Origin of the sequence: Chitinophaga pollutisoli (genome assembly GCF_038396755.1) — a bacterium.
Classification (GTDB): Bacteria; Bacteroidota; Bacteroidia; order Chitinophagales; family Chitinophagaceae; genus Chitinophaga; species Chitinophaga pollutisoli.
The window spans coordinates 35,725-52,536 of the sequence record NZ_CP149822.1; the positions used below are offsets into that span (position 1 = coordinate 35,725).

Here is a 16,812-nt window from a genome sequence, read left to right on the forward strand (position 1 = left end):
TTACCGCATCGCGGCATACCATGCGCATAGCGAAGTAAAACTTAAAAAAGCGGCTGACCGCGGCAAAAGGAGAAGTCTCCGCGTCCGCGCTTAACCGCTCCCTTAACCATATTTTCTGGCAAGCTGAAAAAGGAAAGGCTGTCTCCCATCCTGAGGAGACAGCCTTCTTCTTTATACAAACTTTCCTGTGCTACTCCACTTTGAACGCACCGCCAAGAATCCCCCCGAAACCGAGGCGGATCCCGATCCGTGTATCCGATTGGCTTTGATATCCCGCCACGACATCCACCCGGAACAATTTGAGGATATTCTCCAAACCGGCAAAAACTTCCACATAGTTGTTGGCCCTGTCCACATAAAACGCATTCGTGCCCGCCACCAGGTGCCACTTTAGGCGGTTAAAGAGCGGAATGCGGTTAGTCAGCAACCCGTTGAAGTGATGCTCGATGTTGGCCGTGGCAAATAAACCGGCGGTGGTGCTGTATTCGTAATATTGCGCCAGCTGGAAGCTGTTGAGGTAGCGGATATTGAGGAACGTCTGGTTGCCGTTGAAATGCTGCATGTCGGGCAAGGAAGCGGATTGCGCGTTGAGGAAGCCGCCTGCACCCAAATGATATTTAAGTTCTCCCAACAACTTGAAATTCATCTCATCCCTCACATCAACATTCCATTTGTCGAAATTCGCGTCGATAAATCCTTTGCGGTAAGCCGCGCTGAAAGTCGGGAATTTGGAACCGATGGCCCTCCTGCCCCGCGGATACTCGATATACCGCTGGCCCGGTTGGTAACTGACGTTGCCGCCCACCGTGAGCACTTTTTCTCTTTGAAAAACGAGGCCGGGCAGCTCTTCGGGCAGGTTGGAGGTGAAGGAGTTCCTGTCTTTCCGGAAGAAGGAGTAGGTCGTTGTATTCTCCACCGGCAGCCGGTCTTCGTACAGCGCATTCACGCTGAATGCAAACGAACTTTCATATACCTTGCTGAATGCCAGTTGCGCAAACCGGCTTTCATACAATTTCATATAATTCTCACGCAGCAACAACGTGTAGAGTGAATTCATCACCGGCCCGATGGGATTGGCGCGGTTGAATTGCGTAATCCGCTTGCCGCCGTACAACGACCAGGTATTCCGCGACCCAATGCCACCTTCCGGTGAACGGGTGAGCGTTAAACCGGTTTGCGCCTGCAGGTGCGTGTTGGAAAACCCGTACCGCACACTCGACATCCAGCTGAGGTATCGCCTGCCCGGCAGTGTAAACGTAACACCCGGACTGATTTGCAAAGCCACGCCTTCCACGGTGTTGTAGCTCAGGCCTTTCACGAGACCGGGCATGTAAAAGGCGTGTGATTGCACAGCGGTATCGCCCTGGAAATACCAGCGGTGGTTCACGCCTTCCCAGAGTACGTCCAGCGGTTTTTTGGGTTGCGGTTTGGCGCGCAGGGAGTCCAGTTGCTGGCGGCTTTTGGCGGAATCGCGCCGGGCACGGGCGGTACTGTCTTTCACATGGAAGTCTTTCAGTTCGTCGGCTTCCAGCGCCACGGGGCGAACGCTGTCCCAGAACCGCTTATCACGCCACTCCGCATCTTTCTGGTATTTCATCACCACCTTGTTGAAATAGCCTTTCGGGAATTCGGGGTTGAGGTTGTAGTTGGAATAGACATTGACGGAATTGGCCGTGATATCGAAGCCGAAAACTTTAGCGGCGAGGTATACCACCTGGTCTTTGGTGCGCCATACATCGGGCGCCACAGGCACATGCGTTTGGCGGATCACGAGCGTATCGATCAGTTCGAGCTGGTATTCTTTGGTGAGCCGGAGGTCTGTGCTGTGGATGCGCCAATCGTCTTCGGTGATATAAATATGCCCGGCGAAGAGCGGTTCGTATTTGCGTCGGGGGGTCACGAGGATCTTGTTCACCAGCTTGCCGTCGTCCACAAACGTGCCTTCGAGGCGGTATTTGTAATAATGGATCGCATTGTCGGAGATAGGGGAAATAAAGCCCCGGGGGCCTACCTGCGATTCCATGGCTTCCACGTTGTTCTGGTAGAAGTTGATGATGGTGGGGATGCTGAAGCCGAGTCCTCCGCCGCTGGATCTGCTGGAAATGACGTCGAGCTTCATGTCGGGGTCGCGCCAGGCGATTTTGGTGACGGATTCGGTGAGCGCCACGATCCCTTTGCCGGAGGAGTCCACGCCGATTTCAGTGGGATCTACTTTCTGGCCGAATACGCGTTTGGGCATATTCCGCAGTCGCGCCAGCATTTTGATATAGGATTCGCAGGTGTAGTTTTTGACTTGCGAGAGGTAGTACGGTCTTTTTTTGATGGCTTGCCGGATGATAGCATAGGCGGGGTCTTCGCCGCCCGAGCGTACCACCACTTCCTTTACCTGGAGGCTCACTGGCTCGAGCGAGAAGTTCAGTTCCCGGGGCTCGCCGCCGGCCAGCACGGCAGTTTCCTCCTTCTTATATCCCATATACTGGCAAACGATCACGTGGTTGCCTGCGGGCACTTCCAGCACGTACGCGCCGGTGGCGTTGGTGGTGGTGCCGAGGGTGGTGCCCTTGATCATGACGGTAGCGTATGGCAGGGGCTCGCCGCGCTTATTGGTGACAACGCCGCGGATCTGGGCGCCTGAAGCGGGCAGTACAAACAGTAACAGGATAAATGGGGATAGGATTCTGAGCATGTGCCAAAAGTAACGGATGGCCCTAGACGGTTGATGCCTGCCGGGGGCTTTTATGTAAATTTTAACACACATGATCAGCTCAGGCGGCCTTCTTCGGCGCGGCGCGCAGCACGCTGGCCGAAAGCGCCCCCATACCCGCTACCAGTCCTCCGATTATCGCCGAAACGGTTATAAGTATCCAGGGATTGCGGGTGCCGGCGATCAATTCGCTCATCCGGTTGCTGAGGATATGATTGTTCCGGACATCGGCCACGAACGCCAGGATGCCCCACAGCAGGAATATGGCGAGGAACCCGCTGGCGAATGCCCGGCCGGGCCGCTGCTGCCAGATCAGGGCAACGAGGAATGCCGCGACGGCAATGACCCACCAGGGCAGGAAAAGTCCGAGGATGTAACCCAGGAGAGCGGTAAGAAGGATAGCGAGCACAAAGCGCATGCGAGAAATTTTAAATAGAAATGCATGTAATTGGGAAGGAATTTACACATTTCTCCTCAATTACATGCATTGCCTGCTGATATGAAAAACGAAGCAGCTTAACGGCTGCTGTCCAGCGCCTGCAACACGTCTTCCAGGATATCGGCTTTATGTTCAAGCCCGCAGGAAATGCGGATGAGCCCCGGCGTGATCCCTACTTTCAATCTTTCGGCCTCGCTCAGTTTGGCGTGGGTGGTGGAAGCGGGATGGGAAGCGATGCTGCGGCTGTCGCCCAGGTTGGCCGTGAGGCTCAGCAGCTCCAGCTGGTCGAGGAAGCGCCGGCCTCTTTCCAGGCCGCCTTTCAGCTCGAAGCAAACGATGCCTCCCCCGGCGGACATCTGCTTCTGCGCGATGTCGTACTGCGGGTGGGATTTGAGGAAAGGATATTTCACCCATTCCAGGTGCTCGTTACCTTCCAGCGCCTGCGCCAGCGAGAGGGCATTGCCGGAATGGCGCTCCATCCGCACGTGCAGGGTTTCGAGGCTACGGGCAAGCACCCAGGCGTTGAACGGGCTGAGCGACGGGCCGGTGCTGCGGCAAAAGGCATACACCTCGTCTACCAGCTCCTGTTTACCCAGCACAATGCCACCCAGTACGCGTCCCTGGCCGTCGAGCCACTTGGTGGCCGAGTGCGTGACGAGGTCGGCCCCGAAATCGAGCGGTCGCTGGATGGCGGGGGTGGCGAAGCAATTGTCGACGTTGAGCAGTACGTTATGTTTCTTTGCGATTTTCGCCACGGTTTCCAGGTCGATCAGGTCGAGTCCGGGATTGGAGGGCGTTTCCACGAAGATCATTTTCGTATTCGGCTGGATGAGGGCCTCGATGGTTTCGGGCTTCGTGAGGTCGAAATACGTATGCTGGATGTTCCATTTGGGCAGGAACTTCGTGATCACAGTGTGGGTGGAACCGAAAATGGAAGCGCTGCTCAGCAGGTGGTCGCCCGCTTTCAGGAAAGCCATGAAGCTGCCGAAAATGGCGCTCATGCCCGAGGCGGTGGCGAAGCCGCTCTCCGCTCCTTCCAGCGCGCTCATGCGCTGGGTGAACTCCTCCACCGTGGGGTTGCTGAAGCGGGAATAAATGTAAGCGTCGTTTTCGTCGGCGAAAGCGGCCCGCATGGCTTCCGCGTCCTCATAACAGAAGCTGGAAGTCAGGTACATGGGGCTGCTGTGTTCCATGTTGTGTGTTCTGCCGGGCTGTATGCGGATGGCCTTGGTTTCGGGCCGGTAGGTCGGTTTTACTTTTCTCTTTTTCATCAGTCGGTTTGGTATCAGGCTTGGTTCAGTTTCACTTCCCAGGTCAGCTGCGTATTGCCCTGGCGCAGGGTTTCGGCTACGGAGCAGTATTTGTTCATGGAAAGTTCCACGGCGCGGACGGCTTTGTCAGCGTCCACTTTGCCTGTGATATGAAATACAATATGCGCTTTTTCCCAGAGCGACGGCTCTTTTCCCTTCTCGCGGTCGGCTTCGATCTCGATCCGGAAATCGGTGATTTCCTGGCGTTGCTTCTTGAGGATCATCACCACATCGATGGCTGAACATCCGCCGAGGCCCATGATGAGCATCTGCATGGGGCGGATGCCGTTGTTCTTGCCACCGTTTTCTACGGAGGAGTCCATTAATACCTTGTGACCCTGCTCGTCCACAGCTTCCATATTGAACCCGTCGTCTATGCGTTGTAAAGCGATCTTCATATCTATTTATTCGGTTTGATGTAAAATTAACAGTTATGCCGGTCTTCAAAGATAAAATATCTGTATGAATAACATAAGGATGACAAACGTGTTTTGTCATGGCGGATTTGTAAATGGCCGCCGACTTTTGTAGGTTTGCGCAAATTTTTTACGCCGTTGTCATTGCAGACCTTTCACAGCCGTCAGCCCTTCACGCTGGAATCCGGTGCGGTATTGCCGGGGATTGAGATTGCCTATCACACGTACGGGACCATGAGCCCGCACGGGGATAACGTAGTCTGGATCTGTCATGCCCTTACCGCGAATTCGGATGTGGCGGACTGGTGGACGGGCCTGGTGGGCGAAGGCAAGGTGATTGACCCGGCGCGGCATTTCATTGTGTGCGCCAATATCCTCGGTTCCTGCTACGGCAGTTCCGGGCCGTTGAGTGTGAACCCGGGTACCGGGGAGCCCTGGTACCGGAGTTTTCCCCAGGTCACCATCCGAGATATCGTACACGCGCACATCCTGCTCCGCAAACACCTGGGGATCAACCGGATCCACATGCTCGGCGGCGGTAGCATGGGCGGCTACCAGGTGCTGGAATGGTCGCTCATGGAGCCGGAACGTATCGGCAGGCTGTTTCTCCTTTGCACCGGCGCGGCCGAAAGCGCCTGGGGCATCGCCGTGCATACCTCACAGCGGCTCGCCATCGAGGCAGACGGCAGCTGGGAAGAACCCCGGAGGGACGCGGGCGCCAAGGGGCTGAAAGCCGCCCGCGCTATCGGTATGCTCACGTATCGGAATTACCAGACCTTCATGGCCGCCCAATCCGACCCGGACAATGGCAAAACGGATAACTTCAAAGCTTCTTCCTATATCGTTTACCAGGGCGATAAGCTCGTGCGCCGTTTCAACGCGCAAAGCTACTGGACGCTGACCAAGGCGATGGACAGCCACAATATTTCCCGCCAGCGCCACACCGATGTGGCCACCACCCTGCGCCAGATCGAACAGCCTACCCTCCTGATCGGGATCACGAGCGATATCCTCTGCCCGCCGGAAGAGCAGATGCTGCTGGCCCGCCACATGCATAACTGCATCTACCACGAAATCGATTCTCCCTACGGGCACGACGGCTTCCTGATCGAATTCGAGAAAATCGGCCGGATTCTCCGGGAGTTCCTGGGGTTTGCGTAACCTTTCCACCCATAATTTTCCTTTGCGTATTAGCTGAGTCAAATTGATTTGATGACGCCGGTCATCCATGCACTACCCCTATTTTTTAATAGAAAAATTTTTGGTTTTCGAAAAAAATCTTAACTTCTCTGTAACAACTGATACAAATCCATAACCTGTTAATTATCAATCACCAGATACCTTAACCTGCGCCTTTCCGATCACCAAATTCTCACTTATGAAAGTATGTAGACAAAGTTTATGCTTATTGGCCGCTTTGCTGGTATTCTTTTGCCACAATGCCCTGGCCCAGACCCAACACACCATCAACGGAACCGTAACAGACGCCACCACCCGGCAGGCCCTGCCTGGTGTTACTGTATCGGTAAAAGGAGCCAATGCAGGCGGGGTAACGAATCAAAACGGCGAGTTCTCCGTTCGCACCACCCAACGGCTACCCATGACGCTGGTGTTTTCTTATGTAGGTTATAAGCCGGTCGAGCAAACGGTAACGGATCCTTCCGTATCAGTGAACGTGCAACTGACTTCTACGGAAATTTTGGGGCAGGAAGTGGTGGTATCGGCCAACCGTACCGCCCAGAGTATCCTGGACGCGCCTGTTTCTATCGAAAAGCTGGACAGCAGGACCATCAAAGCCTCCCCCGCTCCTACTTTCTATGATGCGCTGGCCAATATGAAAGGTGTGGAACTGAGCACCCAGAGCCTTACTTTCAAATCCGTCAATACCCGCGGTTTCAACAGTAACGGTAACACGCGCATGTTGCAGCTGATTGATGGTATGGACAACCAGGCTCCCGGCCTCAATTTCTCCGTGGGCAACATCGTGGGCATCACCGAGCTGGATATGGACAACGTGGAAGTACTGCCCGGCGCGGCTTCGGCGCTCTACGGCCCGAACGCCCTCAATGGTATCGTGCTCCTGAACAGCAAAAGCCCCTTCCAGTACCAGGGCCTCAGCGCCAATATCAAGTCCGGCATCCTGAGCGACGGCGGCCGGAGCAAAGGCACCACCGGATATTATGATGTGGCGGTGCGTTATGCCAAAGCCATCAACGACAAGTTCGCGTTTAAAGTGAACCTGGGATATATCAAAGCGGACGACTGGCAGGCTTATGACGACCGCGACCAGAGCCTGCTCAACGGTTACGACCTCAAATCCGGCAACCGCAGCAACCCCGGTTACAACGGCGTCAATATTTACGGCGACGAAACGAACGTCAATATGTACCAGGGCCTGAAAGGCACCGCCTTTACGCCCGGCAACCCGCTGTCGGACGGCATCCTGGCTATTTCCGGCGCCACCGGTGGCCTCATTACCCCGCAGCAAATCTACCAGGCATTTATGCCCGACAGCGCGCGCTCTTTCGTTTCCCGTACGGGGTACAACGAGCGCGATCTGGCCGATTACGAGACCAAGAATCTGAAAGCTAACGTGGCGCTGCATTACAAATTCAACACCAACCTGGAATTGCTCGCACAAGGGAGTTATGGTACAGGAACCACGGTATACACCGGGGCCGACCGTTATTCCATCAAGAATTTCCGGATGGGGCAATATAAAATCGAACTGAGGGCCGATAATTTCTATGTTCGCGCTTACACCACGCAGGAGCGCTCCGGCGATTCCTACGCCGTGGGTACGCTCGGCCAGGGGATCAACGAAGCCTGGAGCCCCAGCCGTGAAAAATGGTTCCCGGAGTACTTCGGCAACTACGCAACACAAGGTTTTGGCACTTTCGCCACCACCTTCCAGCAGGCTTTACAGGGTGGGCAGAGTCCCGCGCAAGCTTTCGCCACAGCTACCGCAGCTGCGAAAAACGGCAGCCCTGCGTTCCACATGGCAGCGCGGGAGTTTGCTGACCAGGACCGCCTCATGCCCGGCACACAAGGGTTCAAAGACGCTGCCGACAAAATCAAAAGCAAACCCATCCCTGGCGATGCCAATGGCGTGGGCGCGCGGTTCATGGACAAAACAAACCTCTACCAGGGCGAGTTCATGTACAACTTCAAGAACCAGATCAGCTTCATGGAACTGATGGTCGGTGGTAATTACCGCGTGTATGCCCTCAACTCCGATAAGACGCTTTTCGCGCTGGATGATAACGGCGACGAGTTCCGCATCAATGAATACGGCGGTTATGTACAAGTCGGCAAAAAACTCCTGGAAGACAACCTGAAACTGAGCGCGGCATTGCGATACGACAAGAACGAAAACTTTGAGGGACAGTTCAGCCCCCGTTTATCGGCTGTGTATACTTTCCTCAAGAACCACAACGTGCGCGCATCGTTCCAGACCGGTTTCCGCATTCCACACTGCCAGGACCAGTACATCGACCTGCTGACGCCGCAGGCCCGCCTGCTCGGCGGCCTCCCCTTCCTGCGCGAGCGCTACGGCCTCAACGGTCCCAATGTCTTCTCACTGGAATCCATCCAGGCAGGCGCGCCCAAGCAATATAACTTCCGGGAATTCAAGCCCGAGAAAGTGGAAGCCTTCGAAATTGGCTATAAGGCGCTGATCAGCAGCAAACTGCTCATCGACGCATATGTGTATACCAATACCTTCAAGAACTTCAACGGCAGCCAGGTGCTCGTGAAAGTGACGCCGGCTGGTCAGGAAGTGTACAGCGTACCTGTGAACTTCGAGAAAAATATCAAATCCTGGGGATGGGCGCTGGGCCTGGATTACCGCCTGCCCTCCAACTTCACCTTCGGCGGCAACGTGTCTTACAACCGGCTGTTGGACGAAGAATCGCTCGGCGGCTTCCAGGCGATGTACAACACGCCGCGCTACCGTTACAACATCAACTTCGGCAACCGCAACATCGCGCGGAGCAACTTCGGGTTCAACGTGTCCTGGCGCTGGCAGGAAGCCTTTGTTTGGTCTTCCTCGTTCGTGGGCCCGCTGGTGCGCGTGAACAACCTCGGCGAGATGCCCGCCATCGGCGCGCTCGACGCACAGGTGTCTTACCTTTTTGTGCAACCGAAAATCACGCTTAAAATCGGCGGCGCGAACCTGACCGGGAATAAATACATCCAGTCCTGGGGCAACCCCACGGTGGGGACGCAGGCCTATGCCTCCATCGGTTACAACCTGTAATTTTTTCAGATTTGCCATAATAGCGAAGGCCCCGGTTTTATACCGGGGCCTTCTTTGTTGTAACCCTCATGAGTTGCCTCAGGAGTATCTTTACACGTTGAAACGGAAATGCATCACATCGCCGTCGCTAACGATATATTCTTTGCCTTCGATCCGCAGGCGGCCGTTGTCGCGGGCTGCGGATTCGGAGCCGAATTTCACATAGTCTTCGTAACCGATCACCTCGGCTTTGATGAAACCTTTTTCGAAATCGGTGTGGATCACGCTGGCGGCCTGCGGGGCTTTCCAGCCGCGGTGGATCGTCCAGGCGCGTACTTCCTGCACGCCGGCGGTGAAGTACGTAATCAGGTTGAGGAGTTTATACGCGGAGCGGATCAGGCGGTTGAGGCCGGGCTCGGTGAGGCCATACTCGGAGAAGAAAAGCTCCTTGTCGGTGGGGTCTTCCAGCTCGCTTATCTGCGCTTCGATGGAATTGTTCATGATAATCACTTCGGCGTTCTCGGCTTTCACAGCTTCCTGGAGCGCTTCAGAGAATTTGTTGCCGGTGAGGATGGACGCTTCGTCGACATTGGCGACGTAAAGCACGGGTTTGTCGGTCAGCAGGAAGAGATCGGCGATGGCGGATTTTTCTTCTTTGCTGAGACCGAGTTCGCGGATGTTGCGGCCTTGTTCGAGGAATTCCTGGCAGCGTTTGAGGATTTCGAATTCGGCTTTTGCTTTGGGATCGCCGCCGGTTTTCGCCATTTTCTCGCTGCGGGCGATTTTCTTCTCCACGCTTTCGAGGTCTTTCAGCTGCAGTTCGGTATCGATGATGCCTTTGTCGGCCACGGGATTGATGGGGCCTTCGTCGCGAAGGATGTTCTCGTCTTCGAAGCAGCGGATCACGTGCACGATGGCGTCTACCTCGCGGATGTTGGCCAGGAACTTGTTGCCGAGGCCGTCACCCTTGCTGGCGCCTTTTACGAGGCCGGCGATGTCCACAAACTCCATCGTGGTGGGCACGGTGCGGTTGGGTTTCACGAGCTCGGCGAGCTTGTCGATGCGCTCGTCGGGCACATCCACCAGCCCCACATTGGGTTCGATGGTGCAGAAGCGGTAGTTGCTCGCTTCGGCTTTCGCGCTGTTGGATACAGCATTAAACAAGGTAGACTTCCCTACGTTCGGTAAACCGACAATTCCTGCTTGCAAGGCCATTTTTTCAAAAATTTGCGCAAAGATATGAAAATCATTCTACATTTCAGTAACACTTGCGGTCGCACTGAATTCCGTCAGTTACATATCACAATTTTATGGCTGAGATGGAATGAAATACGTATTTTGGCCGCTTAATACCCTTAAATACCAGGACTTTCTATGGCCTTAAACTACGTCTGGATCGCTTTTTTCGTGATTTCCTTCGCGGTAGCGCTGTTTCGCCTTGTTTTCATGGGCGATGCGGAAATATTCGGCAAAATGACCACTTCCCTTTTTGAAAGCGGGAAGACGGGCGCCGAGCTGGCGTTGGGTTTGACGGGCATGATGGCCTTCTGGCTGGGGATCATGAAGATCGGTGAGCGCGCGGGGATGATCGCCTTGTTTGCAAAGGGCGTCAATCCGCTGTTCAGCCGGCTTTTTCCCGGCATCCCGAAAGGCGATCCGGCAATGGGCTCGGTGGTGATGAACTTCAGCGCCAACGCGCTCGGGCTCGACAATGCGGCCACGCCCATGGGGCTCAAGGCGATGAAGGAACTGCAGGAGCTGAATCCGCAAAAGGATACGGCGAGCAATGCGCAAATCATGTTTTTGGTGCTGAATACGGCGGGCATCACGATGATACCCACGGCGGTGATGGCCATGCGGCTCACGCAGGGCGCCGCCAACCCGGCGGATATCTTCATCCCCACGATGATCGGTACTTTTATTTCGTTTATTTCCGGGATGATCGCGGTAGCCGTTTACCAGCGGATCAACCTGTTTAGGTTGCCGGTATTGATTTTTGTGGGAGGATTCATCGGGCTGATGGCCCTCCTCTTTTTATGGATGCGCAATATGCCGTCTGAGGAAATCGCCGTGAAAACGGCCTTGCTCGGCGGGATCATCATCTTTTCAGTGATCGTTTCCTTTCTGCTCGTGGCTTTCCGGCAGAAAATCAATGTGTATGACGCGTTCATCGACGGTGCCAAGGAAGGGTTTACGACGGCGGTGATGATCATCCCCTATCTCGTGGCGATCCTGGTGGGCATCGCGGTATTCCGCGCATCGGGGTGCCTGGATGTCATTATCAACGGCATTTCTTACCTCGTTGCCCTGGCCGGGCTCAACACGGATTTCGTGCCCGCCCTGCCCGTAGGGATCATGAAGATCTTCAGCGGTGGCGGGGCAAGGGGCGTGATGGTGGAACTGATGGAAACTTACGGAGCGGATTCGTTTGTTGGCCGGATGGGTTGTATCATGCAAGGTTCAACTGAAACTACTTTTTATGTACTGGCGCTCTATTTCGGCTCCGTAAATATCAAAAATACACGCTATGCCCTTACCTGTGGCCTCATCGCAGATGTGGTGGGAATAATCGCAGCAATTATAATCGGATATATCTTTTTTCACTAACCATTGACTGATGCAGAAAAAATTAGTACTTCACGAAGACTGGATCTCGGTGATACTGGCGTTTACGGCCATCATCCTGATCCTGCTGGGCGTCCGCCCTTCCATGCCGAAATTCGACTGGAGCAGCGGCGGCGACCTCCTCTCCCGCCTTACCGACCTGGCCAATTACGGAAAACTCGCCGCCATGTTCTGCTGGATCATCGGCGCCCTCCTCATCGCTTACCTTTTAGGCGGCAAGAAATTACCGGCGGGATTGTTCTCCGGCGCACTCGCCATCTTCGCCATTTCAATGTTCGCGCAAGTGATCACCAGCAATGCCGCCATCAAAGACCTCGGTATAGAAATCGTGTTGTTCAGCCTGTTGCTCGGGCTTTTCATCTCCAACGTAATCGGGTTGCCCGATTGGATAAAGCCCGCGTTGCAGACGGAATTATTCATTAAAACCGGCCTTGTGCTGCTGGGCTCCGGTATTATCTTCCAGGAACTGATGAAAGGCGGTGGCCTCGGTGTGATCCAGTCCGTGGTAGTCGTTTTCAGCGTATGGTATTTTACGTTCTGGTTATGTAAAAAGTTTGGGCTGGATGATGAATTCCGGATGATGATCTCCAGCGCGGTGAGTATCTGCGGCGTATCGGCGGCCATCGCAACTTCGGGAGCTATCGAGGGCGACAACAAGAAACTCTCGCACGTGATTTCCCTTGTGCTGATCGTGGCCATTCCCATGATGATTTTTATGCCCTATATCGCGCAGTGGATGGATATGCCGCCGGAAGTGGCGGGCGCGTGGCTGGGTGGCACTATCGATACATCCGGCGCAGTAGTGGCGGCGGGAACGCTCCTGGGCGAAGAAGCCCTCAAATACGCCACGCTCGTGAAGTTCTCACAAAACGTACTCCTCGGCCTGGCGGCTTTCTTCATTTCGCTGTGGTGGGCTTACGCGAAGAAAACCGAAAACCAGCCCAAACCGGGCCTCCGCACCATCTGGGAACGCTTCCCGAAGTTCGTGCTGGGTTTCATCCTCGTATCACTGGTATTTTCGTTTTTGCTGTCGCCGGAAACGGTCAAATCCATCAAATCACCCATTAAGGAACTGCAAACCTGTTTCTTCGCCCTGGCGTTTACCTGCATCGGGCTGGAAACGAAGTTCACCGATATTTTCAGGATGGAAAACGGCCGTCCGGCCATGGCTTTTATCATCGCGCAGGTATTCAACGTATTATTGACACTGGGCGTGGCTTACCTGGTTTTCGGGGGAATTCTTTTTAAATAATCGCATTAAAAAATACACTTTACAAGAAGCCTGCGCCCCCTCGGCGCGGGCTTCCTCTTTTCATCCCTATACTCCCGCCATTCATTCCATTTTTTCCGCATTTCACGCATACGCCGGTTGTTTTACCGTACGGTTGCAGCATATTCGCGGCGGAACCATGTTTTAGTCATTTAAACCCCACTTTCATGAAACAACTGCTTAGTTGCGCAGCATGTGTATTGCTGCTGGCCGCCTGTTCAAAAAACAACAGCGACGGCCCCCCGAAAGAAGATCCCGCCGCGATCAAGTACCTCACCTGGGCCGGTGAGAAAAACGGCAACACGAAGCTGGACGGCTTCAGTATCTCTTACAACGCCCAAAACCGCCTCGAAGCGCTCATCAACTCCGGCAATGATGAAGGCATGCGCAAATGGTACGACAATGCCGGTAACCTCATCACTTCCGAAGTTTTCACCGAAGACGTGCTCTCCCGCCTCCACGTCCATTACGTAAACGGTGTGCCGGACACCGCTGTGGAACGATATTTCGACAAGGCTACCAACGACAAGACCGATGCATTTTTCCTGTCGTACACCGTGGAGGGCAACCGCGTAGTCCGCATCCGGATGAAAGACTCCGCCGGCGTGAAACCCACTACCGACATCCACGTTCGCTACACCGGCGAAAACGTAACCTCTATGCTCCAGGTGCCCATGGACGACCAGCTGGATACGCTGATGTACTACGAATGGACGTACGGCACCAAAAAGAACCCATTCCTGGCGTCCAAAATGAAATTCCACGTGGCGCCCACGGGTTCGGCTTTGTATTTCCAGAGCGCGAATGACCAGCTGACGCAGCGTTTTCGCATGCCGGGCCTCGATATTGACGAGCGGGAGAAATTCGTAAACCAGTTCGACGCCGCCGGTTATCCCACCCGCCAGGCCGGCATCGTGGAAGGCGAGACCGATTCCACCATTATTCATTTCGAGTATAAACAATAGGCAATTCACTTCCCTTTTCCCGCATTCCGGCGTTCGCGCATGTCTTTTCGCGGCGGTTCGCTGGCATGCGGGAAAAGTTTTGAGCAACTTCGCGGAGCTTTCAGCATAACCAATACCCAATCATCCCATCTAAATAATCAGCAAATGAGCAAAACATATTTCATGATGCTCGCCGCTTCGGGCATCATTCTCCTCTCCTGTCAGCAAAGCGGCGGAAACAGCACCAGCAAGGATTCCACCCTTCAAACCGCATCTGAACCTCCCGCCGTGGCCACGCGCTATGTGAAGAAATTCACTCACACCCTGGCTGGCGATGAGCCTGAGATCATGCATTTCCGGTACGACGCCCAACACCGCCTGTCTTCCATCCAAAAAGAGGGTCAGGACGGCAACGACCAGGAATTCGGTTACGATGCTTCCGGCAATCTTGTTAAACTCATGTACCGCCACAACGACAGGCGCTACGTGATCCAATACACCTACAACGGGAACAATGTAACCGGCGTTGAGAAAATGTATGAAAACGAAGAAGACACGGACGCCATGACGGAAATCACCTGGAAAATCGAATTGAGCAACGGAAAGGTGGTGCGTATCCAGAAAGAAAACAAAGAGGAGCCTTCGGAGAATTCGCTGCAGCTGGTGGCGTATGCAGGTGAAAATATACAATCGATCACTTCCATGTCGCCCGACGGGAAAAACAAAACCGGTGCGGCGGAATTTACTTACGGGAAGCAATCGAACCCCTTCGCTGGAGCGCGGCTGCCGCTGCTGCACCCTACGGCGCTGCTGCTTTTGCAGCCAGTAAATGATATGGCGGGCATGACATTGCGCAACCTGCAATACAATGTTGCGGTAAAAACGGAATATGCGTACAAATATGATGCGCAGGGCTATCCTGTTTCCAGCGTAGAAAGGGCGGATGGCGAAGTGTCAGCCACTTCGGTGTATGAATATGAGTGAGAAAAGACAGATGCAATAAAAGAAGCCCGGTCCGTTTTAACAGGCCGGGCATTCTTTTTTAATCGTATTTACCGGTTTTGTCTTCGATGGTGACGGAGCGCTCCTGGTTGTTCTGGATTTTGACGTAAACCAGTAGTTGTCCTGCGCCGGCTTTGAAACAAGCCTCCTGGGCCAGGCGCACCACTTCCATCACGGTGTCATATGGGCCTTCCATAACGGTTTCGAAAGGGCAAACGCGGTATTTCAGGCCGCTTTGCTGAATGATAGCGATGGCTTCGTCCACCACGGCGTATACTTTTTCTGACGGCACCTGCGGCACGATTTGCAGGGCCAGGTTCACATGATGCTGGTGCATGGTTTATTTTTTCCGGGTGACTACTTCGTATAAATCCCTGCGAATATCCTTCAGATTCTGCACGCTGCCAAATGCATGCAATTCCTTCAGCAGCACGAGGTCCACATCAGCAACCACGATCATTTCTGTGTTGGGCGTGGATTCGGCCTTCACGCCGGTAACGGGGAACGCGAAATCGGAAGGTGTCAGCACGGCGGATTGCGCGTATTGAAGGTCCATGTTATTCACTTTTGGCAGGTTGCCGACGCAGCCTGCTATGGCCACATAGCATTCGTTTTCGATAGCGCGGGCCTGTGCGCAGAAACGGACACGGTTGTAGCCGTTCTGGGTGTCGGTGAGGAAGGGCACAAACAGGATCTGCATGCCCTGCTCCGCCAGGATGCGCCCCAGCTCGGGGAATTCCACGTCGTAGCAGATGAGGATGCCGATTTTGCCGCAATCCGTATCAAACACCCTGATATCGTTGCCGCCTTTCATGCCCCAGCTGTACACCTCGCTGGGCGTGGGATGGATCTTCCGGAAAGAATCCCATGTGCCGTCGCGGCGGCAGAGGTAGGAGATGTTGTACAGGAGATCGTCGATCACGATGGGCATGCTGCCGGTGATGATATTGACGTTGTAACTTTTGGCGAATTCGGAGAATTTTTCGCGGAGGGTTTCGGTGTATTTGGCCAGCCCGCGGATGGCGGCCGCGGGATCGAGCTGGTTGAACTCGAGCATGAGGGGTGCGTTGAAGAATTCGGGGAATACCACGAAATCAGCTTCGTAATCGCTCACGGCATCCACAAAAAACTCCACCTGCTGCAGGAGGCCGTCCATGTTCCCGTAAGTGCGCATCTGCCATTGCACGAGGCCGATCCGCACGGTGGACTTGTTATAGCGGATGGTATCACGATCCTTTTCGTAATAGATATTGAACCATTGCAGCAATGTGGCGAAACCTTTGGACGAGTGGTCGTGCGGGAGGTAGTTCCGCAATATTTTTTTAACGATGAAATCGTTGCTGAACTGGAAGGTAAGCGTTGGGTCGTAGATTTCCTTGTCGCCCACCTTCTCGATATAAATGCGGGGGCTCATCTGGTCGGCGTATTTCTCGTAGTTGGGGATCCGGCCGCCGGCCACGATGCCTTCGAGGTTGAGGTTTTCGCACAGGGCCTTGCGCGCGTCATAGAGCCTGCGGGCGAGGCGCTTGCCCCGGTAATCGGGGTGAACGAACACTTCGATGCCATAGAGCGTGTCGCCCTTGGGATTATGGGTGCTGAAGGTGTAATAGCCCGTGATTTGTTCGTAGGTATGATCGTCTCCGAATTTTTCATAGTCTACAATGATGGAAAGGGCGCACCCGACCACTTTCCCGTTGACCGTCACTGCAATCTGCCCGTCCGGGAAAATCTGGATCAGCCGCTGGATCGTACCTTCGCGCCAGTAGCTACCGGGCATATCCGCGTAGGCGCTCATCATGGATTCTTTGAGGTCGCGGTAGTCTTCCGCCGTTAGTTGCCTAATATCAATCGTTTCTTCTGCCATG

The 16,812-nt window shown here is 54.4% G+C and carries 13 protein-coding genes; 6 read left to right on the forward strand and 7 right to left on the reverse strand.

Annotation, left to right across the window (positions count from 1 at the left end):
• Positions 1-190: 190 nt before the first annotated feature.
• From WJU16_RS00105 to WJU16_RS00120, 4 genes are all read right to left on the reverse strand, one after another.
• A complete protein-coding gene (locus WJU16_RS00105; protein ID WP_341836288.1) occupies positions 191-2,686 on the reverse strand; it encodes a DUF5686 family protein in 2,496 nt (831 codons plus the stop codon).
• 79 nt (positions 2,687-2,765) lie between these two features.
• The gene (locus WJU16_RS00110; protein WP_341836289.1) at positions 2,766-3,122 is read right to left on the reverse strand and encodes a hypothetical protein; all 357 of its coding nucleotides are present in this window, start codon (positions 3,120-3,122) and stop codon (positions 2,766-2,768) included.
• 98 nt (positions 3,123-3,220) lie between these two features.
• On the reverse strand, positions 3,221-4,414 hold the full coding sequence (locus tag WJU16_RS00115) for an aminotransferase class I/II-fold pyridoxal phosphate-dependent enzyme (RefSeq protein ID WP_341836290.1): 1,194 nt from the start codon (positions 4,412-4,414) through the stop codon (positions 3,221-3,223).
• Between the two features lie 14 nt (positions 4,415-4,428).
• Positions 4,429-4,851, reverse strand: a complete 423-nt coding sequence (locus WJU16_RS00120) for an OsmC family protein (RefSeq protein ID WP_341836291.1) — start codon at positions 4,849-4,851, stop codon at positions 4,429-4,431.
• A gap of 156 nt (positions 4,852-5,007) precedes the next feature.
• Here WJU16_RS00120 and metX point away from each other — a divergent pair, with 156 nt between their 5' ends.
• Together metX and WJU16_RS00130 are read left to right on the forward strand one after the other, a co-directional pair.
• A complete protein-coding gene (metX, locus tag WJU16_RS00125; protein ID WP_341836292.1) occupies positions 5,008-6,030 on the forward strand; it encodes a homoserine O-acetyltransferase in 1,023 nt (340 codons plus the stop codon).
• Positions 6,031-6,247: 217 nt separating this feature from the next.
• Positions 6,248-9,127 carry a TonB-dependent receptor gene (locus WJU16_RS00130; protein WP_341836293.1) on the forward strand — a complete coding sequence of 960 codons (2,880 nt, stop codon included), beginning with the start codon at positions 6,248-6,250 and terminating at the stop codon, positions 9,125-9,127.
• A 90-nt stretch (positions 9,128-9,217) separates the two neighbouring features.
• Here WJU16_RS00130 and ychF read toward each other — a convergent pair whose 3' ends face one another.
• A complete protein-coding gene (ychF, locus tag WJU16_RS00135) occupies positions 9,218-10,321 on the reverse strand; it encodes a redox-regulated ATPase YchF (RefSeq protein ID WP_341836294.1) in 1,104 nt (367 codons plus the stop codon).
• A 159-nt stretch (positions 10,322-10,480) separates the two neighbouring features.
• On the opposite strand from ychF, the gene WJU16_RS00140 reads away from it, so the two are divergent.
• The 4 genes from WJU16_RS00140 to WJU16_RS00155 all read left to right on the forward strand — a co-directional run bounded on the left by WJU16_RS00140 (position 10,481) and on the right by WJU16_RS00155 (position 14,929).
• Positions 10,481-11,713: a nucleoside recognition domain-containing protein gene (locus WJU16_RS00140; protein WP_341836295.1), complete on the forward strand. Its 1,233-nt coding sequence runs from the start codon at positions 10,481-10,483 to the stop codon at positions 11,711-11,713.
• Positions 11,714-11,723: 10 nt separating this feature from the next.
• The gene (locus tag WJU16_RS00145) at positions 11,724-12,983 is read left to right on the forward strand and encodes a putative sulfate exporter family transporter (RefSeq protein WP_341836296.1); all 1,260 of its coding nucleotides are present in this window, start codon (positions 11,724-11,726) and stop codon (positions 12,981-12,983) included.
• A 185-nt stretch (positions 12,984-13,168) separates the two neighbouring features.
• Positions 13,169-13,966 (forward strand): hypothetical protein, encoded by a 798-nt coding sequence (locus tag WJU16_RS00150; RefSeq protein ID WP_341836297.1) that lies wholly within the window; start codon positions 13,169-13,171, stop codon positions 13,964-13,966.
• Positions 13,967-14,110: 144 nt separating this feature from the next.
• On the forward strand, positions 14,111-14,929 hold the full coding sequence (locus WJU16_RS00155) for a hypothetical protein (RefSeq protein ID WP_341836298.1): 819 nt from the start codon (positions 14,111-14,113) through the stop codon (positions 14,927-14,929).
• 58 nt (positions 14,930-14,987) lie between these two features.
• Here WJU16_RS00155 and WJU16_RS00160 read toward each other — a convergent pair whose 3' ends face one another.
• Positions 14,988-15,284 carry a thiamine-binding protein gene (locus tag WJU16_RS00160; protein WP_341836299.1) on the reverse strand — a complete coding sequence of 99 codons (297 nt, stop codon included), beginning with the start codon at positions 15,282-15,284 and terminating at the stop codon, positions 14,988-14,990.
• A 3-nt stretch (positions 15,285-15,287) separates the two neighbouring features.
• A complete protein-coding gene (locus WJU16_RS00165) occupies positions 15,288-16,811 on the reverse strand; it encodes a GNAT family N-acetyltransferase (protein WP_341836300.1) in 1,524 nt (507 codons plus the stop codon).
• Position 16,812: the final 1 nt, after the last annotated feature.